Raw genomic sequence first — 25,082 nt, forward strand, 5'->3', positions numbered from 1 at the left:
AAACGGTTCTGAAATGGAGGGGACAGGCATATCTATATTGCAAAGGACAAGGATGAGAGGACTTCTCCCATCCAGGAAAGAAAAGCCGTGATTCGGCGGATAGGAGAAAGTTATGGATGTGGATTTGATTTTCAAAATCGCAGCCATTGGCATCATCGTGGCGGTACTCAATCAGGTGCTCATCCGTTCCGGACGGGAAGAGCAGGCTATGATGACAACTTTGGCCGGGCTGATTGTGGTGCTCATGATGATTATAGTGCAGATCAATACATTATTTGAAACGGTTAAGACCGTGTTTGGGCTTTACTGAGATGCAGGGCCTGGATATGCTCACGGTCACAGGGCTTGCGGTGATCGCGGTCGCCCTTTCGACAATCTTAAAACAAAAGAATCCGGAATTTTCGCTGATGATTTCACTGCTGACCGGTATCCTGATTCTTGGGATGATCATTTCCGCAGGCATTCCGCTTTTTGAGCGGATTGAGGCGCTTTTGCAAAAGACCGGCGCACGCGCCGAATATGTACAAATTCTTTTTAAGGCGCTTGGCATCTGTTTTATCACCCAGATCGCCTGCGATGCCTGCCGGGACTTGGGAGAAACGGCGGTCGCTTCCAAGGTGGAAGCGGCGGGTAAAATCTCGGTGCTGCTCATTTCGCTTCCGCTTTTTGAACAGATCCTGGCGGTGGTGGGGAGCCTGATCGGATGAGGGGGTGAACGGATGAAATGGACAGCCCTGGTACTGGCGTTTTGCCTGTTGGTGTTTGGGTTATGCGTCCCGGCCTGCGCAGCGGATCTCGGAAAATCCGAACTTGGGGATTATGATTATCAGGCGCAGCTGGATGCGGCAGGGGCGGACGAGCTTTTCGGGAATCTGCCGCAGGATGCGCAGAGTCTGCTTGACGATACCGGGATCACTGGAATTGACTATAAGCAGCTGCTGAGCCTTTCCCCGAAGGACTTTTTTCAGGCCGTCTGGCAGCTGGTCCTCGAACGGGTCCGGATGCCGCTCACTGTGTTCGGTTCGGTGCTTGGGACGATCCTTCTCTGTGCGCTGCTTGACAGCCTCAAGACTTCGCTTTGGGAAGGGACGCTTTCAAGCGTTTTTTCGGCGGTTGCAGTCGTCTGCATCGCCACCTCGATCATCGCGCCGATTGTTGACTGCATCACCTCAACCGCGCGGGCGATTCATGACGGCTCAAATTTTATTCTCGCTTTTATCCCGGTCTTTTCCACGGTGGTGACGGTGAGCGGCCAGCCGGTCACCGCCGGAGCATATACCGCGTTCCTTTTCATGGCCTGCCAGGTGGTGGCGCAGATCGTTTCCAGCGTGCTGGTACCGCTCATGGGAATTTATCTGGCGTTTTGCATCGCGGGGAGTTTAGCGCCCGGTATCGATGTGAACGCGGTCGCACAGGTGATACGAAAAACGGTCTCCTGGGCGCTGGGACTTCTGCTGACCATTTTTGTCGGGTTGCTCAGCTTACAGACGATGGTGGCTTCAGGAAGCGACACAGTCGTTTCCAAGACGGCCAAATTTTTGATCGGCAGCTTTGTGCCGGTGGTGGGGAGCGCCCTTTCGGACGCGTTCGTAGCCACGCAGGGGTATATGAAGCTTCTCAAGACCACAGTCGGCGTGTTCGGGGTGCTGGTGGCGGCGATGACCTTCCTGCCGATCCTTTTGCAGACGGTTATGTGGTATCTGGCGGTGAATCTTTCGTCGGCGCTCGGGGAGATGCTTGGGGTGAAACCGGTGGCGCAGATCTTAAAAAGCGCTTCGGCCACGCTCGGGGTGCTGATCGCGGTGATCCTGTGCTTCGCGCTTTTGATCATCATTTCGACCTCGCTGGTTCTAATTATTTCAATGGGGGTATAAAGATAGACATGGAGAGCATCCGTCAATGGGCGTTTGGAATCTGCGCGGCCGCGATTGCCTGCGGGCTGGCGCAGCTGATCCTGCCAAAATCGAACATGCAGCGGCTCTTCAATATTACCTCCAGCGTATTCTTCCTGAGCTGCCTGCTTTCTCCGCTGGCGCTTGCGCCGATTTCCCTCGATCTGGAGTCAGCGGACGAGATGCAGCGGGAGGTGCAGCGGCGGGCAAAGAATCTCACCTCGGCGGTGGAGGAGCAGACCGGCGAAATTGCAAGCGAAAGTATCCGGATCGCGGCCGCCGACAGATTGGCCGAAATGGGAATCGAATACCAGAAAATTTATGTAAATATTCATGCCGACGATGAAAACGGCATATCTATTAGTGAGTGTGAGGTGGAATTGGACGAATCGTACCTTCCCCGTCACGACGAAATCCGAACCGCACTGATGGAACGGCTTGGCGTCAATGTACTCATTGGATATCAAAAGGAGTGACCACATGAATGAGCTTAAGAAAGGAATCCTTTTTCCAGATAAAATCGCAGCGCTGTTTCAAAAGCAAAAAGGAAAGGCCCTTTTTCTCATCGGGATAGCTGGCATGTGCCTGATCCTGCTGTCAGCAGTGCTGCCGGCCGGCGCGAAGGAAAACCCGGCGGTGGGCGGAGCGCAGCAGACTTCCGAAGCATACATCGAGCAGCTTGAAGGGCGGCTCACAAAGATTGTGGGCAGTGTGGATGGAGTGGGACGGTGCGAAGTGATGGTCACCGCGGAAAACGGTGTGGAATATGTCTATGCGGTGGAGCAGTCGCAGAATGTAAACCAGGTAAACAGCTATGAAGGGGATGAGGTAAAAAAACAAACGCAGCAGCAGAATACCGAAGAGAAGTATATCGTTGTGGACGCGGGCAGCGGCAAAAAGGAAGCCCTGCTCAAAACGCAGAAACAGCCGACGATCCAGGGGGTCGTGGTGGTCTGCGAGGGAGCGGGCAGCATGATTGTACAGGAGCGGGTGACGCAGGTGGTCACCACCGCGCTCGGCATCCCTTACAATAAAGTTTGTGTTACGAAAATCAGTTAGTTTGAGGAGGAAACCCGTATGAATATGGTCATCAGAAAAAAACACATCATCCTGGCGTCGCTCGTTGTGGGGCTTGGGCTCGCAGTTTATGTCAACTACCAGTTCGCGCAGGCGGACAACGCGCTCACACCGACCGCTGCGCTCGAAAGCGATAAGAATTACGGGGACGCGCAGCTGGTCGACTCGAACGATCCGGCGCTCGCGGGCGTGGACGGGGAAGCGTATTTTGCCGAGGCCAAAGTCACCCGCCAGCGTTCCCGCGATGAATCGGTCGAAACGCTCAAGAATATGCTCGCGGACGCTGAGATCGATCCCGATCTGAAGGCGGAGATGGTGCTCAAGGCGACTGAAATTTCCCAGTCGATCGAAACCGAGGGGAAGATCGAAAACCTGATCAAAGCCAAGGGCTTTGAGGACTGTATGGTTTATTACGATACCGAAGGCGTCGACGTCGTGGTAAAAACCGAAGGGCTTGAAGCCGACCAGGTCGCCCAGATGAAGGACATCATCCTCAAGGAAACCAGCATCCCGGCGGAGAATATCTCGATTGTGGAAATCAACTGACACTGAAAAATATCCAAAAAGCCCGCTCTTCAAGGCGGGCTTTTCTTTGTGAAAATCCTGTATATACGGTTGTATATTCGGAAATTTATGTTATAATATCTACATATGCAGGATGGTCAAAGGGCATCGTGCAATCTGTCTACCAACCAAAGCGCCGACTTTTTTCATACAGAAGGAGAATCGCTATGCAGACTCGTGACAGCGGCCAATCGATTGGCAACCTGAAAATTTCCCGCGATGTGATCGCCACGATCGCGCGGTTTGCCGCGCTTGAAATCGAAGGCGTGGATTCACTCGCCTCTTTCACCACCAACCTCAAGGGCTGGCTGATCAAAAAACAATCCGCCAAACCAATCGCTATTGATCTGAGCGACGACATTGCCGTGATCGATATCCATGTCAACATCAAATCTGGTGTGAATATTCCGCAGGTTGCGGAAAAGATTCAAGCGGCGGTCAAGGAAGCGGTGCAGAACATGACCGGGATCGCAGTCTCCCGCGTGAACATTGACATTGCGGGAATTGTGTTCGACGAACCCGAACAGGTCCCTCAGACAGCTGAAGAATAGTCGCCCGCCCTCCCGGCTTGCTTGGAGGGCTTTCTTGTCATCGGGTTGGATACCGCCAAAAAATGAACCACGAAAAAATGTGTCCTGCAAAAGGGACAACCCTAGGAGCGTAATATATGAAACGTAGCGAATCCCGCGAACAGGCCTTCATGCTGATCTTTGAGCGTTCGTTCAAGGATGAGTCGATCGACGAGATCATCGAGGAGGCGACCATCGGACGCAGCCTCGAGGTGGATGATTATGCATATAACCTTGCAAAAGATGTATGCGGGCATCTGCCGTGGCTGGACGAGACGATCACGGCCTACTCAAAGAAATGGAAGCTGAACCGCATGTCCCGCGTCGCGCTTTCGATCATCCGCATGAGCCTGTGGGAGATTGACCACATCGATACGGTCCCAGTCGGCGCTTCGATCAACGAAGCTGTCGAACTGGCAAAGAAATACGGCAACACCGACGACTTTTCGTTTGTAAACGGGGTGCTCGGTGCATATGTGCGCGCAAAAGGGCAGGAGGTGCCGGAGGCGCTCGCTGCGGAAAAGGCGGCGGATGACTCCGCCGAACAGGCCGCGGAGGAAGCACAGGCGGTCGAGGAGTTCGATGCGGCTGCCGCCGCAGCCCGGGCGGCGCAGTAAGATGCTGTTCCTTGGGCTGGACACCAGCAATTATACGACTTCCACGGCGCTTTATCAAAGCGGCGACAATATTGTTTTGCAGAATAAAAGGCTGCTTGCGGTAAAAGACGGCTCGCTGGGCCTTAGGCAAAGCGAGGCCGTTTTTTCGCATGTCAAGCAGCTTTCGGAACTGCTTGAAGGGCTGATGCAGCAAGCCCCTGGGCCGGTTTCCGGAGTTGGCGTCTCGGTGCGCCCGCGCGATGCAGCGGGTTCTTACATGCCTTGTTTTCTCGTAGGTGAAACGGTTGCGCGGTCAATTGCCGCGGTAAACCGGCTTACGGTGACCGCGGTTTCGCATCAGCGCGGCCATATTGCGGCGGCGCTCTACTCCGCCGGACAGCTTCCGCTTGTGGGAAAACCGTTCGTGGCGTTCCACCTGTCGGGCGGGACAACCGAATGCCTGTTTGTGAAACCGGACAAGGAGCTGATTTTTTCCGTGGAACTGGTCGCGCAGTCGCTCGACCTCAAGGCAGGACAGGCGGTAGACCGGGTAGGCGGGATGCTGGGGTTTTCTTTTCCGGCAGGTCGCGCGCTTGAGGCGCTTGCGCTTGCATCACAGCGGCAATATAAGGTGAAACCTACCTTCAAGGGCGCGGACTGCTCGCTTTCCGGGATTGAGAACCGCTGCCGGAAAATGCTTTCTGATGGTGAAGCGCCCTGCGATATCGCGCGCTTCTGTCTCGATTCCATCTATGCGGCGTTGGCGGGGATGACCGAATGGGTGAAAAAAATTTATGGGGAACTGCCGGTCGTCTATTCGGGAGGCGTGATGTCCAACCGAATCATCCGGGAACAGATCACCCGCCATTACGGCGGATATTTTGCCGATCCGCAGTTTTCTTCCGACAATGCCGCGGGCGCGGCGATTCTCGCGTGCATCGCGCAGACGGGAGGGATCGATTCATGACAGCGCCGACGGTGGTATCGGTTTCCCAGCTGAACCGTTATGTCAAATCGGTTCTGGAGTCCGACAAGGTCCTGGGTGGCCTGATGGTGCGCGGAGAGATTTCAAATTTCACCCGGCATTACAAATCTGGCCACCTTTATTTTACCCTTAAGGACGATGCCGCATCCATCAAAGCGGTGATGTTCCGCAGCTATGCGGCAGGCGTACCATTTTTTCCGGAAAACGGCATGTCGGTGATTGTGTCGGGTTCGGTTTCGCTCTATGAGCGGGACGGCAGCTACCAGTTCTATGTGACCGATATGCAGCCGGATGGGATTGGCGCACTGCATTTGGCTTATGAGCAGCTCAAAGAGAAGCTCTCCCGGGAAGGACTCTTCGATGAGGCCCGTAAGCGTCCGCTCCCGGTCTATCCCGAACGTATCGGCATTGTGACGAGCGAAGGCGCCGCCGCGCTGCAGGACATGCTCAACATCCTTTCCCGGCGCTACCCGGTTGCCAAAGTTGTGCTTTACCCAGCTCAAGTGCAGGGGAAGGGCGCCGCACAGACGGTGATTGACGGCCTCCGGACGCTCTGCGCCGGGCGGCTCTGTGATGTGATCATCGTGGGGCGCGGCGGCGGTTCAATCGAGGATCTCTGGGCGTTTAACGACGAGCGGCTCGCGCGCGCCATTGCCGCGAGCGAGATCCCGGTGGTTTCGGCTGTTGGGCATGAGACCGACTTTACGATCGCGGATTTCGCGGCGGATCTGCGCGCACCGACTCCATCGGCGGCGGCGGAACTCGTTTCGCCTGACCTTTCCGATTTGCGGTATTATCTCGCGGACATGCAGGAACGCTGCCATGCGGTGGTCACACGCAGGCTTGACGGATACGAAACCCGTGTTAAAAACGCAAAGGCCCGTTTGGCGCCCCCTGAAAGAGTGCTTGAACACTGTGGGGAGCGGCTCGCTATGCTTAAAAAACTCGCCTTCAGCGCGATGGAACAGCGGATTGCGGAGCGGGAAAACCGGCTGGGATATCTGGCGGCGCTGGTGGAGGGCAGAAGCCCGGTGAAGATCCTGGCACGCGGCTACAGCCTGACGACCGGGCCGGATGGGAAAGCCGTTCTGTCAGTCGCGCAGGTAAAAACGGGCGACCGGCTGGAAATCCGGGTCGCGGACGGAACGATCCGCTCCACGGTGAACGGCGTGGAGAAAGCAAAGGAGAAAATAAAATGAGCAAGACGGTGACATTGGAATCCTCGATCGCACGGCTCGAAGAGATCGTCGCGGCGCTCGAAGGGGATATTTCGATAGATGAGGCGATCAAGCTTTACGCCGAGGCGGTCAAGCTGATCGATCTGGCGGGCGCGAAGCTGGAAGCCGCAAAGCTCAAGGTGGAGAAGCTCTCCGCCGCAAAGACGACGATGGAGGCGCAGGATGAATCGGTTTGAAGAACAGCTGGCAGCTTACGCAAAACAGACGAATGACGCGCTGCGCGAGCGGCTCGCCTACAAAAACGACTGCCTGCAGGTGGCGGTGATCGACGCGATGCGCTACAGCCTGCTCGACGCGGGCAAGCGCCTGCGCGCGGCACTGGCGCTCGAATTCGGCCGGCTCGCGGGCGCGACCCGGGACGGGGCGATGGCGCTTGCTTGCGCTGTGGAGATGGTGCATGCCTATTCCCTCATCCACGACGACCTGCCCTGCATGGACAACGACGATTTCCGGCGCGGCAAACCCTCCTGTCACAGGGAATTCGGAGAGGCGAACGCGCTGCTTGCGGGTGACGCGCTTTTGACGCATGCCTTTGAAACAGTGATGGCCTCGCCGCTTTCCGATGCGCAGAAAGTTGAAGCGGCGGGCACGCTTGCGAAAGCGTCCGGCGTGTTCGGAATGATCGGGGGACAGGTGATTGACCTCGGCAGCGAAGGCAGACGGATTGACGGCAACACGCTCGGCACCCTCTGCGCGCTCAAAACCGGCGCTCTGCTGCGAGCAAGCGCACGGCTCGGCTGTATCGCCGGGAACGCTGACGATGCAATGCGTTCGGCGGCCGATTCGTATGCGCGCTGTTATGGGCTGGCCTTCCAGATCACCGATGACATCCTTGATGTGACCAGCAGCCTAGAAACGCTTGGAAAACCGATCGGCAGCGACGCGGAGAATGAAAAGACCACCTATGTTACATTGTATGGGCTTTCCGGCGCACGGGAACAGGCGGCCCGGCTTGTGGATGAAGCGAAGGCGTATATTTCGGCGGTTGCGGACAACGGTTTTCTCTGTTGGGCTGCGGACATGATCCTGACGCGCGACCACTGACCGCAAAGGCCAGCGGTATGTTATAGGAGGTTTGTATGAATCCATTGGAAGTGATCACCAGCAACTATGTCCTGAATGTGGGTTTTCTTGCATGGTTTGCCGCGCAGTTCATCAAGACGTTTCTCTGCTATATCAGCACGAAAAAGATCAACTGGGAGCGGATGGTCGGTTCGGGCGGCATGCCGAGCTCGCATTCCTCGCTGGTCTGTGCGATTGCGGTCGGGATGGCAAAAAAGGTGGGATACGCGGCGCCGGAATTTGCTCTTTCGGTGGCGCTCGCGGGCATCGTCATGTACGATGCGATGGGTGTGCGCCGCGCGGCCGGCGAACAGGCGAAGGTGCTCAATAAGATGGTGATCGATTTTAAAGAGCTGTTTCAGGCGCTCAAGGAGGAGTTCGACGCGCTCGCGCGCGGAGAAGAATTCCTGGAAGAGGAAACGGGTCCGGACGGCAAAAAACGCAAGGCGCTCAAGGAGTTCCTTGGCCATACGCCGCTGGAGGTTTTGTGCGGCGCAATCCTCGGAATTCTGATTGCGGTGCTCGTCCCGGCATTTTAATAGAGACATGGGGTGAAATCTTGGCAAAATATAACCTTCTCAATACATTGACCCTGCCCGGCGACCTGAAAAAACTTGGCGAAGAACAGCAAAAGCTGCTTTGCTGGGAGATCCGGCAGAAGCTGATCCGCACGGTGTCGGAAAACGGCGGGCATTTGGCTTCCAACTTGGGGACGGTTGAGCTGACGGTCGCACTACATACGGTGTTCGACCTGCCGGACGATTCGATTGTCTGGGATGTGGGGCACCAATGTTACACCCATAAACTGCTCACCGGACGTGCTGACCGGTTTTCGACCATCCGGCAGGAGGACGGCCTTTCCGGATTTCCGCGCCCGAGTGAGAGCAAATACGACTGCTTCATTGCGGGGCATGCGAGCACCTCGATTTCCGCCGCATGCGGGCTTGCAAAGGCGAAAACCTTGTCAGGAGATCCGCACCATGTGATCGCGGTCGTGGGTGACGGCGCATTCACCGGCGGAATGGTATATGAAGGGCTCAACAATGCCGGACGCAGCAGCGACAGGCTGATTGTTGTGCTCAATGACAATGAGATGTCGATCTCAAAAAGTGTCGGCTCTTTTGCCCGCTATCTCGCGGCAAAACGCGCTTCGGACGGTTATCTGAACCTCAAGGATAAAGTGGAGGGAGCGCTTGTCAAAATTCCGGTCGTGGGCGAAAGCGTGCGCGACGTGGTCAAGCAGTCGAAGGATATGTTCCGCCAGGCGATCTATCACAGCAACCTCTTTGAGGATCTCGGTTTTTATTATCTCGGACCGGTTGACGGACATGACCTGCCGGTGCTCATTAAGATGCTGGAACGCGCCAAAGAGGTCGATCGGCCGGTCTTGGTCCATGTGAACACCGTGAAGGGCAAAGGTTACCCGTTTGCGGAGCAGGACCCTTCCAAATTCCATGGCGTGGGACAGTTCAACCGCTCGAACGGCCATACCAAAACGCCGGGCGCGTCCTTTTCTTCGGAATTTGGCAGGATGCTGACGGGCCTTGCTGAAAAAGATGATAAGATCGTTGCCATTACAGCCGCCATGCAGGACGGGACGGGGCTTACGCCGTTCGCACAGAAATTTGGGGACAAAAATCGTTTCTTCGATGTGGGAATCGCGGAGGAACACGCCGTGACTTTTTCCTGTGGGCTTGCCGCGGGCGGGCTGCGGCCGGTTTTTGCGGTCTATTCCACTTTTTTGCAGCGCGGATTTGATCAGTTGATCCATGATGCCGCGATCGAAAAACAGCATATTGTCCTGGCTGTGGACCGTGCCGGGATCGTCGGGGATGACGGCGAGACGCATCAGGGGCTTTATGACGCGGCGTTCCTGAGTGAAATTGCAAACTGTGTGGTCTATTCTCCCGCAACCTTCCGGGATCTTCAATATGCGCTGGAACGGGCGCTTTATCATACCGATGGGATCGCCGCGGTACGCTACCCGCGCGGCGGTGAACCGGAGCTTTCAGATCCGGCTTTTTCCGCGGCGGAGGATTATACCCATATCTCGAGCGGCGGCGACACGCTGCTCATCACCTATGGCCGGGAGACTTCGGAGGTTTATAAAGCGGTGAAACTTCTGGAGGCGCAGCATAAAAAAGCCGACCTGCTCAAACTGTGCAAAATCCATCCGCTCCCGGAGGAATGCGTGCAGATCGCACGAAAGTACCGCACCATCCTTTTTGTGGAGGAAGGCGTGCGCAGCGGCGGGATCGGGGAGCATTTCCTCGCGGCGCTTTCGGCCGCGCGTTACCGCGGCCGGATGAGCATCCGCGCCATTGAAAACCCATGCATCCGCCAGATGGCGGTCCCTGCAGCACTCAAATCCTGCGGATTGGACGCACAGTCGATTGCGCAAACAGTTGCAGAGCTTTACTTTTGATTTCTGATGAACCGGGAGGGCGGCGTGAAGACAAGACTGGATATCCTGCTGGTGGAGAACGGTTCTTTTCCAAGCAGGGAAAAGGCGAAAGCCGTGATTATGGCCGGACAGGTCTATGTGGACAACCAGAAGGCCGATAAGCCGGGCATGGAGATAAAGCCCGGCGCAAAGATTGAAGTGCGCGGGGAAACGCTCAGATATGTCAGCCGGGGCGGGCTGAAACTGGAAAAGGCAATGGCCGTTTTTCCGATCACGCTGGCGGGAAAGACCTGTATGGACATCGGCGCGTCAACCGGCGGTTTCACCGACTGTATGCTGCAAAACGGCGCAGCGAAGGTCTACGCGGTGGATGTGGGGTATGGACAGCTTGCATGGAGCCTGCGTAGCGACGAACGGGTTGTGAACCTGGAACGCACCAACATCCGGGGTGTGACAAAGCAGCAGATCCCGGACCCGGTTTCTTTCGTGAGTGTTGACGTGTCGTTTATCTCGCTCAAATTGGTGCTTCCGGTGGCGGCCGACCTGCTCGAACCGGACGGCGAGGCGGTCTGCCTGGTCAAACCGCAGTTTGAGGCCGGCCGCGAGAAGGTCGGGAAGAAGGGCGTGGTACGCGAGCGGGCCACCCATATCGAAGTTTTGCGGAACGCCTGCCAGTATGCCCGGGAGAACGGATTTGCGGTCTGTGGAATCGATTTTTCTCCGGTCAAGGGGCCGGAAGGCAACATCGAATACCTGATGTACCTGCAAAAAGCCGCGGGCGGCGACTCGGTTAATGATGAGATGGTAAAGTCGCTTGTTGAACAGTCCCACACAGATCTGGATTAGGAGAATACCGCTATGATGGGAAAAAAAGTGCTGATTATGCCGAACCTCACAAGGGACAACACTCTTTGTCTGATGGAGCCGCTCATCCGGCGGCTGCATTCCTGCGCCTGTGCCATCCTGATGGATGAGAAGTACGCGGGCCGTTTTGCAGGCGTGCATTTTGCCCCGTTTGACGAGCAGATCACCGGCTGCGACGTGATCATCACGGTCGGTGGCGACGGTACGATTCTGCACAGTGCAAAGCATGCAATGCAACATCAAAAGCCGCTTTTGGGGATCAACTCCGGACGGCTCGGCTACCTGGCGCAGCTGGAACCGAACGAGATGGAATACCTTGACCGGCTTGCGGACGGGGATTATACCATCGAAAACCGGATGATGCTCGAGATGCGCGTCGGCGGCGATCCACAGCTGTATTACGCGCTCAACGACGTGGTGATCGCAAAGGGTGGACACGCCCGGTTGGTTGATCTGGAAATCCTTGACGGAAATGGGCAGCCGGTGGGCAGCTACCGGGCGGATGGGCTCATTTTTGCAACGCCGACCGGTTCAACTGCCTATTCGCTCTCGGCGGGCGGCCCGATCGTAGATCCGGTGATCGACACGATCGTTCTCACGCCGATCTGCCCGCATTCGCTGTATGACCGTTCGATTTTGCTTTCGCCGCGGATGCAGCTGAATGTACGCAGTAAATTTGTCAATAATTCGGATAATATCGTGGTCAGTGTGGACGGCGAACGGATTGCCGGGCTGGACGCGGACCGGCAGGTGCGGATTCAAAAATCAGAAAGAACCGTCCCGTTTATCAATTTTGCCGAAAAGACCTTTACCGGTATTCTCAGTAAGAAACTCAAATCCAGGGGGGAAGGCGTATGAAAGCAAAGCGACATGCCAAAATTTTGGAGCTGATCAATTCACGGCCGATTGAAACGCAGGACGAACTGCTGGGCCTTCTGGCGGACAATGGGTTTCCGGTGACCCAGGCGACTATCTCCCGCGACATCAAAGAGCTGCGGCTGATAAAAACCCTGACACCGGATGGAAAATATCACTACACAGCGCATGGGGAAGCGCCAAAAAGCGAGATGAGCAATAAATTCCTGGTGATTTTCTCCGAATCGGTCAAGGAGGTCGATTCAGCGGGAAATATCCTGGTGATTAAATGCTACACCGGCATGGCGAACGCGGTCTGCGCGGCGCTCGATACGCTGCATTGGAACGGGGTGGTTGGAACCATCGCGGGGGATGACACCATGCTGGCGATCATGCGGGACGACCATAATGCCCGCGAACTGGTCATGCAGCTGCGGAAGATGATGTCCGCGTCAAACTGACGGCGCGGAAAATTGGCAAGTAAGGGGTGAGCAGATGCTTTCACAGCTTTACATAAACAACGTCGCAGTCATCAGTGAGGCGACGATCGATTTTGCTGAGGGGCTCAATGTCTTTACCGGCGAAACCGGTGCGGGAAAAACGATCCTCATCAGCGCAATTAACGCGGTGCTGGGGGAGCGCGCTTCAAAGGAAATGATCCGCACCGGCGAACAGAAAGCCGCAATTTCGGCGCTGTTCACCGGGATTTCTGACGAGGCCTGCAAGGCGCTTGGAGAAGCGGGTTATTCGGACGATGACGGCTCGGTGCTGATTGCGCGGGAGATTTCCGCCGATGGCAAGTCGAGTTGCCGGTTGAACGGCCGCCCAGCGACTGCATCGATTCTGAAGACTGTTTCCAGCCTGCTCATCAATGTGCATGGACAGCACGACAATCAACAGCTCCTCTCACCGGGAAAACACCTTGGCTTCATCGACAGCTACGGGGAGCTTGCGCCGCTGTCGGCAAAATACCGGCAGGCGTATCACGCCTATATGGAGGTGCGCCGGGAGCTTGAAAGCGTCGACACTGACGAGGCGGAAAAGGCCCGCAGGATCGATTTGCTCAGCTATCAGATCAATGAAATCGACGCGGCGAACCTGCAGCCGGACGAGGAAGAGGATCTGCGTTCCCAACGCAAGCTGATGAAGAACGCGCTCAGCGTCACCGAAGCGCTTGGCGGCAGCATCGCGATTCTTGATGGGGACGAGCAGACACGCGGACTTACCGGCCTGCTAGGCGCATTGATGGAAAATATGCAACAGGCCGCAAAATACATGGAGGAGGCGCAGCCGCTTTCCGAGCGGCTTACCGACATCTTTTACGAGGTGGAGGGGATGGGCGCGGATATCCATGACCTTCTGGAGAATTTCGACTGCGATCCGGGACGGCTTGATGAGGTGGAACGGCGGCTTGACGCAATCTACACCCTCAAAAAGAAATACGGCGCGGATATCCCGGCGGTGCTCGCCTTTCGCGACGCGGCAGAGGAGGAGCTGTCCCAGATCGAGTCGTCCGATGTGCGCGCAGAGAAGCTGCGCGGCCAGCTTGGCGCACTGCTTGCGCAGGCCGAAAAGCTGGCGAAGGAACTTTCCGAAAAGCGGATCCAGGCGGCCGCACGTTTCACGAAAGCAGTGATGGATGAGCTTGCATTTCTCGATATGCCGTCGGTGCGGCTCTCGGTCATCCGGCGGGAAAAGCCGCTTTCGCCGGATGGAATCGATGATATGGAGCTGTTTATCGCGACCAACTTGGGTGAGGAGGCGAAGTCACTCGCAAAGATCGCTTCGGGCGGTGAACTTTCCCGCATCATGCTTTCGATCAAAAATGTGCTTGCCGACCGGGACGGCATCGGTACGCTGATCTTTGACGAGGTCGATACAGGCGTTTCCGGACGCGCGGCGCAGAAAATCGGGCAGAAGCTCGCTCAGGTTGCCCAGAACCGGCAGGTCATCGTTGTGACCCACCTCGCACAGGTCGCGTCGTTCGCAAAACAGCATCTATACATCTCCAAACAGACCCATGACAATCGAACCTTCACCACGATCCAGCCGCTTGACCGCGAGGCGCGCGTGCGGGAGCTCGCGCGAATCGTGGGCGGGGAAAAGGTGAGTGAGATCGCGCTTTCGCATGCGCGGGAAATGCTTTCGGATGCCCGAAACTAAGAAAATCCGCATAAAAAGCCGCGTGAAGGCTTGTTATTTGAAAAATCACATGTTATACTATGGGTGCCGTTTCGCACATTAACGTGAAACAGTGTGCCAATGAAATTGAAATTACAAGGAGAAAGATCGATGACAGTTTTCGAAGAATTAACCCGACGCGGCCTGATCGCGCAGATGACGCACCCGGAAAAGATTGAGGAACTTCTCAATAAGGAGAAGGTGACCTTCTATATCGGGTTCGACGCAACTGCGGACAGCCTGCATGTCGGCCATTTTCTTCAGCTGGTCGTGATGCGCCGCCTGCAGCTTGCGGGACACCGTCCGATCGCCCTGCTGGGCACCGGCACGACCATGGTCGGCGACCCGACCGGCCGCACCGATATGCGCAAGATGCTCACCCCTGAGGAGATCAATTATAACGCTGAATGTTTCAAGCGCCAGATGGAGAAATTTATCGACTTCTCGGACGGCAAGGCGCTGATGCTCAGAAACGGCGACTGGCTCCTCAAACTGAACTATATCGAGCTTTTGCGCGATGTCGGCGTCTATTTCTCGGTCAACCAGATGCTCACGATGGACAGCGTCAAGACACGCCTCGAACGCGGGCTCTCCTTCCTGGAATTTAACTATATGATCATGCAGAGCTACGACTTCTTAAAGCTGCACCGTGATTACGGCTGCATGTTGGAGGTCGGCGGCAACGACCAGTGGGCCAATATCCTGGGCGGGATCGATCTGACCCGACGCGTGACCGGCGACGAGGTCTATGGGATGACCTTCACGCTGCTCACCACCAAAGAGGGCAAGAAGATGGGCAAGACCGAAAACGGCGCCGTCTGGCTCGATCCCAATAAGACCTCCCCTTACGAGTTTTTCCAGTACTGGAGAAACGTCGGGGACGACGATGTTGTGAACTGCCTCAAGCTGCTCACTTTCCTGCCGGTCGAAGAGATCGAAGCGATGGAAAAGTGGGAAGGCAGCGAGCTCAACAAGGCGAAGGAGATCCTTGCCTTTGAACTCTGTAAGATGGTCCACGGCGAAACCGAGGCCCAGAAGGCGCTCGACGCCGCGCGCGCGCTGTTCGGCGCGGGAACCTCAAGCGATGACATGCCGTCCACCACAATCTCCGCTTCCGATTTTTCGGATGGGAAGATCAGTGTGGTCGACCTGCTTGTAAAGTCCGGTCTGGCGCCGTCAAAGGGCGAAGCCAAGCGCCTGATCCAGCAGGGCGGTATCTCTGTCGATGATGTAAAGGTTTCTGACTTTGCGGAAGCTGTAGCTGCCGACGCGTTCGGAAAAGGTCATGTGATTCTCAAAAAGGGGAAGAAGGTTTACCATAAGGTCCTGTTGGGCTGACGGGAAACAGCGATAGCGATAAAGATGCGGGAGGCGCGGTTATGGCGGGTAAGTTTTCATCCACGAAATATCTGACGATGCTTGGCCTGCTTGCCGCGCTGACCATCCTTCTCGGCATCACGCCGCTCGGATTTGTCCAGACCCCGGTTATCAAGGCGACGATCATGCATGTACCTGTCATTTTGGGCGGCGTGCTGCTCGGCCCGATGGCGGGCGGGGTTCTCGGCGGACTGATGGGCCTTATGAGTATTTTGTCAAACACTACCGCGCCAACTCTCACTTCGTTTGTCTTTACGCCAATGCTGGGGAATTTCTGGAGTATTGTGGTGGCGATGGTTCCGCGGATCTGCATTGGGATTGTTGCGGCATATGTTTTTCGGGGGCTTGTAAAGCTCTGGCCCAAAAGCGACCTTCCGGCGTTTATCGGCGCGGGGCTTTTGGGGTCGCTTACCAATACGGTGCTGGTTATGGCGGGAATCTATATCTTTTTTGGCAAGCGGTATGCTGCCGCCAAGGGGATCGATTTTTCCGCGCTTTTCAAGATGATCATCGGTGTGATCGCGGTTTCCGGTACGATCGAGGCTGCGATTGCAACCTTTCTGACACTGACCGTCGGAAAGCCGCTGGCCAAAATCCTGAAACGCTCCTGACAGAATTTTTAAAAATAACGCTTGACAAATTCTTTTTCCAGCGTTATGATAGCAACCAAGATCAATATCCCAAAGGCTATGACGGGGAACAAAACACACCCAGCGTGTCGCAGAGAGCTGCCGGATGGTGCAAGGCAGTACCGCGGATGTGCGTATAACTCGCCCCTGAGCTTCCAGCCAAAAGCCGTGCGGCAAGTAGGTGTGGACGGTATCTCACCGTTATCTTGAGAGCGCATTGTTAGATGCGGCCGAGCGGGCCGGTTTTCCGGTCAACAAGAGTGGTACCACGGAAGTTTTTAAAACCTTCGTCTCTTCTAAAGAGACGAAGGTTTTTTTGTTTACCGCCACGCTTTGGGTGAAAACCTTTTTTCGGCTGCGAAACAAAGAACGAACGAAAAGAAGAAAGGTGAACGACATGAGCCAGAAAATTAAAATCTTTGACACGACCCTGCGCGACGGCGAGCAATCGCCCGGCTGCAGCATGAATCTGAAGGAGAAGCTCGAGATGGCGCGCCAGCTTGAACGGCTGGGCGTGGATATCATTGAAGCGGGGTTCCCGGTATCTTCGCCGGATGATTTTGAATCGGTCAAACAGATTTCCCAGACCGTGAAGAACTGCACGGTAGCCGGACTCGCACGCAGCGTTGAAGGGGATATCCAGCGCGCCTACGACGCGGTGAAATTCTCCGAATCCCCGCGGGTCCATGTTTTTATCGCGACCAGCGACATCCACATGCAGTATAAGCTCAAGATGACCCGGGAGCAGGTGGTTGAACGGGTGGCGTACATGGTCCGATTTGCCCGAAGTCTCTGCAGCGACATTGAGTTTTCCGCCGAGGACGCTTCCCGCAGTGATCGAGATTTCCTGGTGCGGGTGTTCGACACGGCGATTGCGGCCGGTGCAACCACCATCAATATCCCAGACACCACCGGCTATGCGACGCCAACCGAGATGTACGACCTGGTCTTTTACATCAAATCCCATCTGCAGAACCCGCATGTGGACATTTCAGTGCATAACCACGACGATCTGGGGCTCGCGGTGGCCACATCGCTCGCCTGTGTCAAGGCGGGGGCCACCCAGCTCGAATGTACCATCAACGGAATTGGTGAACGTGCCGGTAACGCGGCGCTCGAAGAGATTGTCATGGGCATTAAGACCCGCCGCGACTATTACGATGCCGAAACAGGAATCGACACCAAGCAGATTTACCGCACCAGCAAGCTGCTTTCCACCATCACCGGCGTGCCGATCGCGCCCAATAAATCGATTGTCGGCGCGAACGCTTTCGCACATGAAAGCGGTATCCATCAGCACGGCGTGCTGGCCAACCGCGAAACCTACGAGATCATGCAGCCGGAGGACGTTGGCGTCAACAAGAACACGATGGTTTTGGGCAAGCATTCGGGCAAACATGCTTTTGCCGACCGCATCTCCGAGCTGGGTTACAGGATGAGCGAAGAGGACATCGCGGCGGCGTTCGAGCGCTTCAAGGTGCTGGCCGACCGCAAAAAGGACATCACTGACCGCGACATCGAGGCGCTTATCAGCGCGACCGCCGTCAACGACGTCAAACAAACCTATTCGCTTAAGAGTTTTGTCATCAATTCCGGTACGGTCATCTCGGCGACTGCTGTGGTGCGGCTTGTCAAGGACGGGGAGGAATTTGAACATGTGGCGCGCGGAGAAGGCCCGATTGACGCGGCGTTCAAGGCGATCGACCGGATTGTAAAGCGCCAGACCAAACTCGAAAACTGGACCATTCAGGCGGTTACCGAGGGCGAAGACGCGCTGGGAGAGGCGATCAGCAAGATCACCTGTGAAGGCAACCTTGTCACTGGGCGCGGGCTTTCCCCAGATATCCTGGAGGCAAGTATCCGCAGCTATATCAACGCAATCAATAAAGCGATCGCGCTTTCCGGCAACGTGAAGGCCGATCTTTCCGGGAAATAAGCGCAAAAGGAGCGAGAAAAATGGGAATGACCATGAGCCAGAAAATTCTGGCGAAAAAAGCGGGCCTCGAATCGGTTGTGGCGGGACAGCTGATCAACGCGGATATTGACCTGGTGCTCGGCAATGACATCACCACGCCGGTGGCGATCGATGAGTTTGAAAAGTATGGTTTCGACAGTATCTACAGCAAATCCGGCATCGCAATCGTGCTCGACCACTTCACCCCGAACAAGGATATCAAGGCGGCGCAGCTTTCTAAACGCTGCCGGGAGTTCGCGAACAAATACGATGTGGTAAACTATTTCGACGTGGGCGAAATGGGCATCGAACATGCGCTTCTGCCGGAAAAGGGCCTGGTTGCCCCGGGCGAGCTGGTGGTCGGCGCGGACAGCCACACCTGCACTTACGGCGCACTTGGCGCTTTTTCGACCGGCTTCGGCTCGACCGATATGGCCGCCGCGATGGCGACCGGAAAATGCTGGTTCAAGGTCCCGTCCGCAATCCGATTCAATCTGACCGGAAAGCCGGGCAAATGGGTGAGCGGCAAGGACGTCATCCTGCACATCATCGGCATGATCGGCGTGGACGGGGCGCTCTACAAATCGATGGAGTTCGGCGGGGCGGGGCTTGGGAACCTTTCGATCGATGACCGTCTCACCATGGCGAATATGGCGATCGAAGCGGGTGGCAAAAACGGCATCTTCGAAGTCGACGAAGTGACACTGGCCTATGAAAAAGGCCGTGTCAATCGGACTTTTGAGATCTTCACGCCCGACCCTGACGCGGAATATGAGCGGGTCATTGATATCGACCTTTCGGCGCTGCGCCCGACCGTTTCCTTCCCGCATCTGCCGGAGAACACAAAGACCATCGACGAGGTCGGAGACGTCGCGATCGACCAGGTGGTTATCGGGTCCTGTACCAACGGGAGGCTCAGTGACCTCGCGGCGGCGGCAGAGATTCTGAAGGGGAAAAAGCTTGCGAAAAATGTACGCTGCATCGTCATCCCCGGAACCCAGCAGATCTACCGCGAGGCGATGCATGCAGGTTACTTTGATATCTTCCTGGAGGCAGGCTGCGCCATCTCCACACCGACCTGCGGTCCATGCCTCGGCGGGTATATGGGAATCCTGGCGGAGGGCGAGCGGTGCGTGGCGACGACCAACCGCAACTTTGTCGGCAGGATGGGCCATGTAAAATCGGAAGTATACCTTGCGTCCCCGGCGGTTGCCGCCGCGAGCGCTGTCGCAGGGAAAATTGCAGATCCTGAAAAAGTTTGAGGAGGCGGTCAGAATGAAAGCAGTAGGAACAGTCCATAAATATGGAGACAACATCGACACCGATGTGATCATCCCGGCGCGTTGTCTCAACATCTCCGACCGCAGGGAGCTCGCGGACCACTGCATGGAGGATATCGACAGGGAATTCGTCAAAAAGGTAAGGCCCGGGGATATCATGATCGGCGGATTCAACTTTGGCTGCGGGTCCTCGCGGGAACACGCTCCGATGGTCATCAAGGAGAACGGGGTTTCCTGCGTTATCGCAAAGACCTTCGCGCGGATCTTCTACCGCAATGCGATCAATATCGGCCTGCCGATCCTGGAATGCGAGGCGGCCAGCGACGCGATTGAAAACGGCGACCGGGTTGAGGTGGACTTTGACACCGGTGTGATCAAAAACCTCACCAAAAATGAAAGCTACACAGCAATTCCGTTCCCGGCATTTATCAAGGAAATCATCGATGCGAACGGGCTGCTCAGCTGGGTCAAACGAAATCAGAAATGATAAAGAAAAAGGCCGGCGGAAACATTTGTTTCCGCCGGCCCTTTTTCGCCTTCACGCGGTCTGGCAGGGACAGGGTTTATTCGACTTTCTGGCTGCGCAGTAAAGATCCTGGCAGCAGAGCCAACGGGGATGCGCAAAATCGGGCCAGAAGGTATTGCGGCAAGCCTCCGGGAAAAGTCCGCAGCAGCCGTTCTGGTCGCAGCACAGGCGCAGCGGACGGTCGGGACCGCAGCCGCAGCCATCCTCATAGATCGGATACCATTCACAGTTGAGCCCTTCGCTTTTGTCAGGGCATCCGCTCACGGGGGTGATTTTGCAGTTCATACAGGTCCTTTTGCGGCAGTTACAGTTGCAATTACAATTGCAAACGCAGTGGCATCCGCACTGACACCTGTTGTTACAACAACAAGCCATAAAATAATCACACCTTTTGTTCAGAATTAATGTATAGATAAGGTACAGCTCACAATGGAAGATACATTCGCTGTTCCTTCTCATTCTATGCAGGACGCGTCTTTCTTGTTAGCAGAGAATATTTCTCGTCTGCTTGTTTCGACAGAAAGAAAACTTGTCCGGTACCTATAATATAGTTTGTGGACTAGACGGAAGGATGGCGTTCGGTATGACAGTTTATGCGGATGTGCTTGTGGTGGTGAATTATATCATAAATCTCCTGCTCCTGCTCGCATCCGGCAAGCTGCTCGGCCTGGTCATGCGCAGGCGGCGGCTCTTTTTTGCCGCATTGCTGGGCGCGTTTGGTTCGCTCATCATCTTTCTGCCTTATATCGGCGTTTGGTTCCAGGCGCTTTATAAGCTGCTGCTTGCCGCTGCAATGGCCGCGACAGCGTTTGGCGCAAGGCCATGGCAGCGCTTTTTAAAAGCGTTGCTCATGACTTTCGCGGTCAGTTTTATCTTTGCGGGATTTCTGCTGGCGGTGTCCTTTTTCCTTGCGCCGGCTGGGATGCTTTTTTATAACGGAGTGGTCTATTTCGATATCTCGGCGCTTATGCTGATTTTTTCGACCACGGCGGCCTATCTGCTGCTGAGCCTGCTGGAGAAGCTCTTCGCCGGCCGTACGCATGAGAAGAAACTCTACGATGTGACCGTTTCGGTAAGTGGGAAAACGGTGTCCTTCAAAGGTCTGGTGGATACCGGAAGCAGCCTCAGGGAACCGTTTTCCGGCGCGCCAGTGATTGTCTGCGACCGGGAACTGGCCGGGAAGGTGAGGCCGGATGAAAGCGTCAGCTTCCGGGTGATCCCCTGTTTGACCGTGACCGGGCAGGGGACGCTTGAAGGATTTCATCCGGATGAGGTCACCATCGTCGGGGATGGAAAACAGATCAAGACCTCCGATGTCTATATCGCGTCCAGCCGCGAGCCGATTGGCGGGGAGTACCAAGCGCTTTTAAATCCGCAGCTTGTGGATCGCGGCTGAATTTTGCATCAGGCAACAGGGAAAGGTGGATTTTAGCAATGACAGTCTTTAAAATCGGATGGGCCCGATATTTGGCAGACCGCATCAGGGCGTTGCTGTGGCGCCTGCGGCTGCGCCGCGGGGTCTACTATATCAATGGACCGGAGACCTTGCCCGCTCCGCTTTCCAAGGAGGAGGAAAAAAAGGTTTTTGCCCGGCTGGAACAGAATGATGAATCCGCGAAGGAAACGCTTACAGTACATAATCTGCGGCTGGTCGTCTACATTGCGAAGAAATTTGAATCGACCGGCATCTGTGTGGAAGATCTCATTTCCATCGGGACAATCGGGCTGATCAAGGCGGTCAACACCTTCTGCCCGCAGAAAAATATCAAACTGGCAACTTATGCTTCCCGCTGTATTGAAAATGAAATCCTGATGCACCTGCGCAAAAATGCGTCGCACAAAAATGAAATATCGATCGACGAGCCGCTCAACATCGACTGGGACGGCAATGAGCTGCTTCTTTCGGATATCCTCGGCACTGATCCTGACAGTATCAACCGCCCAATCGAGGATGAAGCCGAGAAAAACCTGCTGCTCGGCGCTGTCGAACATCTTTCAGACCGCGAGCGGATGATCATGCAGATGCGGTTTGGGCTCTGCGGGCAGGAGGAAAAAACGCAGAAGGAAGTGGCGGATATCATCGGGATTTCCCAATCGTATATTTCTCGGTTGGAAAAACGGATCATCAAAAAGCTGAAAAAAGAACTGGAAAAGATTATATAAACCAAAATTACCCAAAAGGGCCCGTATGGAAAATCATGCGGGCCTTTTGGGTAATTATTGGTAAGCTGCAAATGCTGTATGTTTGATTTGGACCCCGTCCATACTAGATTCTGTAAAGATAATTGGTGGATGGGGTGCGGGAACGTGTACTATAATAAAGTGGAAATCTGCGGGATCAATACTTCAAAATTGCCCGTATTGAAGGAAAAGGAGAAGATAGAGCTTTTAAAACGCATCCGGGAGGGAGACGAAAGAGCACGGGATGAAATGATCAGCGGGAACCTGCGCCTGGTGCTTTCGGTGGTGCAGAAATTCACCAATCGCGGTGAAAATCTGGACGATCTGTTCCAGGTGGGCTGCATTGGACTCATCAAAGCCATTGATAATTTCGACCCGAACCAGAATGTCCGTTTTTCCACCTATGGGGTCCCGATGATCATTGGCGAGATCCGGCGGCATCTGCGGGACAACAATTCGGTCCGCGTCAGCCGTTCGCTGCGGGATATGGCCTATAAAGCGATGCAGGCGAAGGAAGCACTGATCGGACGCAATGCAAAGGAACCGACTGTGGATGAGATCGCCGCCGAAATGGGTGTGAAAAAAGAGGAGGTCGTACTCGCGCTCGAAGCGATTGTCGAGCCGATGTCCCTGTATGAACCGGTCTATTCGGATGGAGGCGACACGATCTTCGTGATGGATCAGGTGGGGGATCGAGACGGCGAAAGCGATTGGATGGATGAAATCGCGATCAAGGAAGCGATGAAAAGCCTGGGGGAGCGGGAAAAGCGGATTTTAAGCCTTCGTTTTTTTGTGGGCAAAACCCAGATGGAAGTCGCAAAGGAAATCGGTATTTCACAGGCACAGGTTTCCCGGTTGGAAAAAGGCGCGCTCGACTGGATCAAAAAGCACATCTGAATTCAGCTGCGCATATGAAACATGCGGCAAGGAGAAAAATGCCCGGCCAATGGCCGGGCATTTTTGCAGATCAATGGAACAGGGCGGACAGCTTATTGAGCAGCTGGAATTTTTCGTTATACCCCTGCAGAAAAATCACAAGGACAATTAGCGGCAGGATATAACTGACATAACAGCGCGTCCAGGCAGGAAACTTGATCCCATCGCCCTGGTCCGCTTCCGCCAGGAAATTTTTCCATCCCCAGCCGTACCGGGAGGTACAGAAAAGCAGGTAAATGAGCGATCCGATTGGGAGCAGATTATTGCTGATGATGAAATCTTCGAGGTCCTGGATTGTCGAACCTGCGCCGAAGGGCGCGAAATCGCTCCATAGGTTGAAGCCGAGCACGCAGGGCATCGATAGCAGAATAATTGCGGCGATATTGAAGAGAACGGCTTTTTTGCGCGGCCAGTGCCATAGATCCATAGCGAAAGAAACGATATTTTCAAATACCGCGATGATGGTGGAAAAGGCCGCGAAGGTCAGGAAAATGAAGAAAAGGCTTCCCCAAAGCCGTCCGCCGGGCATTGCGTTGAAAATATTCGGCAGGGTGATGAACACAAGGCCGGGCCCCTGGCCCGGATCGACCTGGAAGGCCGAACAGGCGGGAAAAATTACAAGGCCGGACATCAGTGCCACAAAGGTGTCGAGCAGGGTGATATTGATCGATTCCCCGGTCAGCGAGCGGTCGCGGCCGATGTAACTGCCGAAGATCGCCATCGCGCCGATGCCGAGGCTCAGCGTGAAGAACGCCTGCCCCATGGCGGCATAGATGACCGTCCCAGTCCCCTGTTCGGAAATTTTGCTGAAATCGGGCATCAGATAAAAACGCAGGCCCTCGGAAGCGCCGGGCAATGTGACCGAACGCACAACAAGGCAAAGGATGACAACCAGCAGACAGCTCATCATGACCTTTGTGATCCGTTCAACGCCGTTTTTGAGCCCCATCGAGCAAACGCCGAAACCGATCAGTACAACCGTGATCATGCATATGGTCATAAGGACCGGCTGTGCAAGCATGGCATTGAAAACCGCGCCGACCTCCTCCGGGTTTTTTCCGGAAAATTCCCCCGCGGCCATCTTGAAGAAATAGATGATCATCCAGCCACAGACGGTGGTGTAGAACATCATCAGCAGATAATTCCCGGCCATGGCTCCGTAACTGTACCAATGCCATTTGGTACCCTTAGGTTCCAGCACGTGGAAGGAAAGCGCGGCGCTCTTCTGGCTGGCCCGGCCGACTGAAAATTCCATCACCATGATCGGCAGGCCGAGCACCACCAGGAAAAACAGATAGATCAGTACAAATGCCGCACCGCCGTACTGTCCGGTGATATATGGAAAGCGCCAGACATTTCCAAGCCCGATGGCACAGCCCGCCGAGATCAGCAGAAAGCCAAGGCGGGAAGAAAATTTCTCTCTTTGCAAATGCAACACCTCTTCAATATTTATAGCGCGATTATCATATGGCATTTCCAGAAAAAAGTCAAATTACCAGAAACAGCTCTATTCTACTTTGCCCCAGCATATACTGTAATGGAATTTTTTGCATTTTTTGCATGATAAAAGGAGGGGCCATGATGTTTTGCAGGCTGGGTGATTTGCGCAGCAAGTATGTGATCAATGTCCGAAATGGCTGTAAACTCGGATATGTGGACGATGTGGAGATCGATACGGTGAGTGCCGGGGTCAATTCGATCGTGATCAGGGGAAAGCTCCGGTTTTTCGGAATTCTTGGGCGGGAAGAAGATATTATTATCCCGTGGGAGGATATCGAAGTGATCGGGGAGGATACCATCCTGGTGAACCATGTGCTTCCGCCAAGCCGTGAGGAGCATAAAAAGTCCGGAGGCGGGTTCTTTCATATTCTGACCGAGGATTAGCACGAAAACCGGACGGCGGAATTTTTTT

29 protein-coding genes and 1 other annotated feature are annotated in these 25,082 nt (G+C 55.1%); of the genes, 27 read left to right on the forward strand and 2 right to left on the reverse strand.

The window, feature by feature from the left end:
• Positions 1-112 precede the first annotated feature (112 nt).
• The 23 genes from spoIIIAC (at position 113) to leuD (ending at position 20,014) form a co-directional block, all read left to right on the forward strand.
• Positions 113-310 carry a stage III sporulation protein AC gene (gene spoIIIAC / locus BN4275_RS14155; RefSeq protein ID WP_066459444.1) on the forward strand — a complete coding sequence of 66 codons (198 nt, stop codon included), beginning with the start codon at positions 113-115 and terminating at the stop codon, positions 308-310.
• Positions 311-326: 16 nt separating this feature from the next.
• A complete protein-coding gene (locus BN4275_RS14160; protein WP_242863675.1) occupies positions 327-707 on the forward strand; it encodes a SpoIIIAC/SpoIIIAD family protein in 381 nt (126 codons plus the stop codon).
• A gap of 12 nt (positions 708-719) precedes the next feature.
• Positions 720-1,874 carry a stage III sporulation protein AE gene (locus tag BN4275_RS14165; RefSeq protein ID WP_066459446.1) on the forward strand — a complete coding sequence of 385 codons (1,155 nt, stop codon included), beginning with the start codon at positions 720-722 and terminating at the stop codon, positions 1,872-1,874.
• 8 nt (positions 1,875-1,882) lie between these two features.
• On the forward strand, positions 1,883-2,368 hold the full coding sequence (locus tag BN4275_RS14170) for a stage III sporulation protein AF (RefSeq protein WP_066459448.1): 486 nt from the start codon (positions 1,883-1,885) through the stop codon (positions 2,366-2,368).
• 4 nt (positions 2,369-2,372) lie between these two features.
• Complete coding sequence (locus tag BN4275_RS14175) at positions 2,373-2,951, forward strand: SpoIIIAG-related protein (RefSeq protein ID WP_066459450.1); 579 nt, start codon at positions 2,373-2,375, stop codon at positions 2,949-2,951.
• 18 nt (positions 2,952-2,969) lie between these two features.
• Positions 2,970-3,515 (forward strand): SpoIIIAH-like family protein, encoded by a 546-nt coding sequence (locus BN4275_RS14180; protein WP_079988290.1) that lies wholly within the window; start codon positions 2,970-2,972, stop codon positions 3,513-3,515.
• 185 nt (positions 3,516-3,700) lie between these two features.
• On the forward strand, positions 3,701-4,084 hold the full coding sequence (locus tag BN4275_RS14185) for an Asp23/Gls24 family envelope stress response protein (RefSeq protein ID WP_066459453.1): 384 nt from the start codon (positions 3,701-3,703) through the stop codon (positions 4,082-4,084).
• A gap of 116 nt (positions 4,085-4,200) precedes the next feature.
• Positions 4,201-4,719 carry a transcription antitermination factor NusB gene (nusB, locus tag BN4275_RS14190; protein WP_066459456.1) on the forward strand — a complete coding sequence of 173 codons (519 nt, stop codon included), beginning with the start codon at positions 4,201-4,203 and terminating at the stop codon, positions 4,717-4,719.
• Between the two features lies 1 nt (position 4,720).
• Positions 4,721-5,665, forward strand: a complete 945-nt coding sequence (locus tag BN4275_RS14195; RefSeq protein ID WP_066460468.1) for a Kae1-like domain-containing protein — start codon at positions 4,721-4,723, stop codon at positions 5,663-5,665.
• On the forward strand, positions 5,662-6,882 hold the full coding sequence (gene xseA, locus BN4275_RS14200; protein ID WP_066459457.1) for an exodeoxyribonuclease VII large subunit: 1,221 nt from the start codon (positions 5,662-5,664) through the stop codon (positions 6,880-6,882). The genes BN4275_RS14195 and xseA overlap by 4 nt, the downstream gene beginning before the upstream one ends.
• The gene (gene xseB, locus BN4275_RS14205) at positions 6,879-7,097 is read left to right on the forward strand and encodes an exodeoxyribonuclease VII small subunit (RefSeq protein WP_066459458.1); all 219 of its coding nucleotides are present in this window, start codon (positions 6,879-6,881) and stop codon (positions 7,095-7,097) included. Before xseA ends, xseB begins: the two co-directional genes overlap by 4 nt.
• A complete protein-coding gene (locus BN4275_RS14210; RefSeq protein WP_066459459.1) occupies positions 7,084-7,965 on the forward strand; it encodes a polyprenyl synthetase family protein in 882 nt (293 codons plus the stop codon). Before xseB ends, BN4275_RS14210 begins: the two co-directional genes overlap by 14 nt.
• 35 nt (positions 7,966-8,000) lie before the next feature.
• Entirely contained in the window at positions 8,001-8,522 is a 522-nt protein-coding gene (locus BN4275_RS14215) for a divergent PAP2 family protein (RefSeq protein ID WP_066459464.1), read from the forward strand.
• Positions 8,523-8,542: 20 nt separating this feature from the next.
• Positions 8,543-10,408 (forward strand): 1-deoxy-D-xylulose-5-phosphate synthase, encoded by a 1,866-nt coding sequence (gene dxs, locus BN4275_RS14220; protein WP_242863677.1) that lies wholly within the window; start codon positions 8,543-8,545, stop codon positions 10,406-10,408.
• Between the two features lie 24 nt (positions 10,409-10,432).
• The gene (locus BN4275_RS14225; RefSeq protein ID WP_202614996.1) at positions 10,433-11,233 is read left to right on the forward strand and encodes a TlyA family RNA methyltransferase; all 801 of its coding nucleotides are present in this window, start codon (positions 10,433-10,435) and stop codon (positions 11,231-11,233) included.
• A gap of 12 nt (positions 11,234-11,245) precedes the next feature.
• On the forward strand, positions 11,246-12,109 hold the full coding sequence (locus BN4275_RS14230; protein ID WP_079988291.1) for an NAD(+)/NADH kinase: 864 nt from the start codon (positions 11,246-11,248) through the stop codon (positions 12,107-12,109).
• A complete protein-coding gene (gene argR / locus BN4275_RS14235; RefSeq protein ID WP_066459467.1) occupies positions 12,106-12,567 on the forward strand; it encodes an arginine repressor in 462 nt (153 codons plus the stop codon). The genes BN4275_RS14230 and argR overlap by 4 nt, the downstream gene beginning before the upstream one ends.
• 34 nt (positions 12,568-12,601) lie before the next feature.
• Positions 12,602-14,269 carry a DNA repair protein RecN gene (gene recN / locus BN4275_RS14240; protein ID WP_066459468.1) on the forward strand — a complete coding sequence of 556 codons (1,668 nt, stop codon included), beginning with the start codon at positions 12,602-12,604 and terminating at the stop codon, positions 14,267-14,269.
• A gap of 129 nt (positions 14,270-14,398) precedes the next feature.
• Complete coding sequence (tyrS, locus tag BN4275_RS14245) at positions 14,399-15,625, forward strand: tyrosine--tRNA ligase (RefSeq protein ID WP_066459469.1); 1,227 nt, start codon at positions 14,399-14,401, stop codon at positions 15,623-15,625.
• Positions 15,626-15,666: 41 nt separating this feature from the next.
• Positions 15,667-16,275, forward strand: a complete 609-nt coding sequence (locus tag BN4275_RS14250) for an ECF transporter S component (protein ID WP_066459470.1) — start codon at positions 15,667-15,669, stop codon at positions 16,273-16,275.
• A 69-nt stretch (positions 16,276-16,344) separates the two neighbouring features.
• Positions 16,345-16,591, forward strand: a binding site (T-box leader).
• Between the two features lie 99 nt (positions 16,592-16,690).
• Complete coding sequence (locus BN4275_RS14255; protein ID WP_066460475.1) at positions 16,691-18,229, forward strand: 2-isopropylmalate synthase; 1,539 nt, start codon at positions 16,691-16,693, stop codon at positions 18,227-18,229.
• A gap of 20 nt (positions 18,230-18,249) precedes the next feature.
• Positions 18,250-19,509 (forward strand): 3-isopropylmalate dehydratase large subunit, encoded by a 1,260-nt coding sequence (leuC, locus tag BN4275_RS14260; RefSeq protein ID WP_066459472.1) that lies wholly within the window; start codon positions 18,250-18,252, stop codon positions 19,507-19,509.
• A 13-nt stretch (positions 19,510-19,522) separates the two neighbouring features.
• Positions 19,523-20,014: a 3-isopropylmalate dehydratase small subunit gene (leuD, locus tag BN4275_RS14265; protein WP_066459474.1), complete on the forward strand. Its 492-nt coding sequence runs from the start codon at positions 19,523-19,525 to the stop codon at positions 20,012-20,014.
• Positions 20,015-20,065: 51 nt separating this feature from the next.
• Here the strand turns inward: leuD and BN4275_RS14270 are convergent, their stop codons facing one another.
• Positions 20,066-20,338, reverse strand: coding sequence for a hypothetical protein (locus BN4275_RS14270; RefSeq protein WP_066459476.1), 273 nt, complete (start codon positions 20,336-20,338; stop codon positions 20,066-20,068).
• A 298-nt stretch (positions 20,339-20,636) separates the two neighbouring features.
• On the opposite strand from BN4275_RS14270, the gene BN4275_RS14275 reads away from it, so the two are divergent.
• The 3 genes from BN4275_RS14275 to sigG all read left to right on the forward strand — a co-directional run bounded on the left by BN4275_RS14275 (position 20,637) and on the right by sigG (position 23,131).
• Positions 20,637-21,449 (forward strand): sigma-E processing peptidase SpoIIGA, encoded by an 813-nt coding sequence (locus BN4275_RS14275; protein WP_066459477.1) that lies wholly within the window; start codon positions 20,637-20,639, stop codon positions 21,447-21,449.
• Positions 21,450-21,487: 38 nt separating this feature from the next.
• A complete protein-coding gene (gene sigE, locus BN4275_RS14280) occupies positions 21,488-22,216 on the forward strand; it encodes an RNA polymerase sporulation sigma factor SigE (protein ID WP_066459478.1) in 729 nt (242 codons plus the stop codon).
• Positions 22,217-22,360: 144 nt separating this feature from the next.
• Positions 22,361-23,131 (forward strand): RNA polymerase sporulation sigma factor SigG, encoded by a 771-nt coding sequence (gene sigG / locus BN4275_RS14285; protein ID WP_199719756.1) that lies wholly within the window; start codon positions 22,361-22,363, stop codon positions 23,129-23,131.
• A gap of 70 nt (positions 23,132-23,201) precedes the next feature.
• Here the strand turns inward: sigG and BN4275_RS14290 are convergent, their stop codons facing one another.
• Positions 23,202-24,644: a sodium-dependent transporter gene (locus BN4275_RS14290; RefSeq protein ID WP_066459482.1), complete on the reverse strand. Its 1,443-nt coding sequence runs from the start codon at positions 24,642-24,644 to the stop codon at positions 23,202-23,204.
• A 107-nt stretch (positions 24,645-24,751) separates the two neighbouring features.
• Between BN4275_RS14290 and BN4275_RS14295 the strand changes: the two genes are divergently transcribed.
• Positions 24,752-25,054, forward strand: a complete 303-nt coding sequence (locus tag BN4275_RS14295) for a YlmC/YmxH family sporulation protein (protein WP_079988293.1) — start codon at positions 24,752-24,754, stop codon at positions 25,052-25,054.
• Positions 25,055-25,082: the final 28 nt, after the last annotated feature.

The organism is Anaerotruncus rubiinfantis, from assembly GCF_900078395.1.
In the GTDB taxonomy this organism is placed as follows: domain Bacteria; phylum Bacillota; class Clostridia; order Oscillospirales; family Ruminococcaceae; genus Anaerotruncus; species Anaerotruncus rubiinfantis.

Bases quoted from the DNA above. Each gene is read 5' to 3' on its own strand.
- spoIIIAC (WP_066459444.1), top strand. From the start codon at position 113: ATGGATGTGGATTTGATTTTCAAAATCGCAGCCATTGGCATCATCGTG.
- BN4275_RS14160 (WP_242863675.1), top strand. From the start codon at position 327: ATGCTCACGGTCACAGGGCTTGCGGTGATCGCGGTCGCCCTTTCGACA.
- BN4275_RS14165 (WP_066459446.1), top strand. From the start codon at position 720: ATGAAATGGACAGCCCTGGTACTGGCGTTTTGCCTGTTGGTGTTTGGG.
- BN4275_RS14170 (WP_066459448.1), top strand. From the start codon at position 1,883: ATGGAGAGCATCCGTCAATGGGCGTTTGGAATCTGCGCGGCCGCGATT.
- BN4275_RS14175 (WP_066459450.1), top strand. From the start codon at position 2,373: ATGAATGAGCTTAAGAAAGGAATCCTTTTTCCAGATAAAATCGCAGCG.
- BN4275_RS14180 (WP_079988290.1), top strand. From the start codon at position 2,970: ATGAATATGGTCATCAGAAAAAAACACATCATCCTGGCGTCGCTCGTT.
- BN4275_RS14185 (WP_066459453.1), top strand. From the start codon at position 3,701: ATGCAGACTCGTGACAGCGGCCAATCGATTGGCAACCTGAAAATTTCC.
- nusB (WP_066459456.1), top strand. From the start codon at position 4,201: ATGAAACGTAGCGAATCCCGCGAACAGGCCTTCATGCTGATCTTTGAG.
- BN4275_RS14195 (WP_066460468.1), top strand. From the start codon at position 4,721: ATGCTGTTCCTTGGGCTGGACACCAGCAATTATACGACTTCCACGGCG.
- xseA (WP_066459457.1), top strand. From the start codon at position 5,662: ATGACAGCGCCGACGGTGGTATCGGTTTCCCAGCTGAACCGTTATGTC.
- xseB (WP_066459458.1), top strand. From the start codon at position 6,879: ATGAGCAAGACGGTGACATTGGAATCCTCGATCGCACGGCTCGAAGAG.
- BN4275_RS14210 (WP_066459459.1), top strand. From the start codon at position 7,084: ATGAATCGGTTTGAAGAACAGCTGGCAGCTTACGCAAAACAGACGAAT.
- BN4275_RS14215 (WP_066459464.1), top strand. From the start codon at position 8,001: ATGAATCCATTGGAAGTGATCACCAGCAACTATGTCCTGAATGTGGGT.
- BN4275_RS14230 (WP_079988291.1), top strand. From the start codon at position 11,246: ATGATGGGAAAAAAAGTGCTGATTATGCCGAACCTCACAAGGGACAAC.
- argR (WP_066459467.1), top strand. From the start codon at position 12,106: ATGAAAGCAAAGCGACATGCCAAAATTTTGGAGCTGATCAATTCACGG.
- recN (WP_066459468.1), top strand. From the start codon at position 12,602: ATGCTTTCACAGCTTTACATAAACAACGTCGCAGTCATCAGTGAGGCG.
- tyrS (WP_066459469.1), top strand. From the start codon at position 14,399: ATGACAGTTTTCGAAGAATTAACCCGACGCGGCCTGATCGCGCAGATG.
- BN4275_RS14250 (WP_066459470.1), top strand. From the start codon at position 15,667: ATGGCGGGTAAGTTTTCATCCACGAAATATCTGACGATGCTTGGCCTG.
- BN4275_RS14255 (WP_066460475.1), top strand. From the start codon at position 16,691: ATGAGCCAGAAAATTAAAATCTTTGACACGACCCTGCGCGACGGCGAG.
- leuC (WP_066459472.1), top strand. From the start codon at position 18,250: ATGGGAATGACCATGAGCCAGAAAATTCTGGCGAAAAAAGCGGGCCTC.
- leuD (WP_066459474.1), top strand. From the start codon at position 19,523: ATGAAAGCAGTAGGAACAGTCCATAAATATGGAGACAACATCGACACC.
- BN4275_RS14270 (WP_066459476.1), bottom strand. From the start codon at position 20,338: ATGAACTGCAAAATCACCCCCGTGAGCGGATGCCCTGACAAAAGCGAA.
- BN4275_RS14275 (WP_066459477.1), top strand. From the start codon at position 20,637: ATGACAGTTTATGCGGATGTGCTTGTGGTGGTGAATTATATCATAAAT.
- sigE (WP_066459478.1), top strand. From the start codon at position 21,488: ATGACAGTCTTTAAAATCGGATGGGCCCGATATTTGGCAGACCGCATC.
- BN4275_RS14290 (WP_066459482.1), bottom strand. From the start codon at position 24,644: ATGCCATATGATAATCGCGCTATAAATATTGAAGAGGTGTTGCATTTG.
- BN4275_RS14295 (WP_079988293.1), top strand. From the start codon at position 24,752: ATGTTTTGCAGGCTGGGTGATTTGCGCAGCAAGTATGTGATCAATGTC.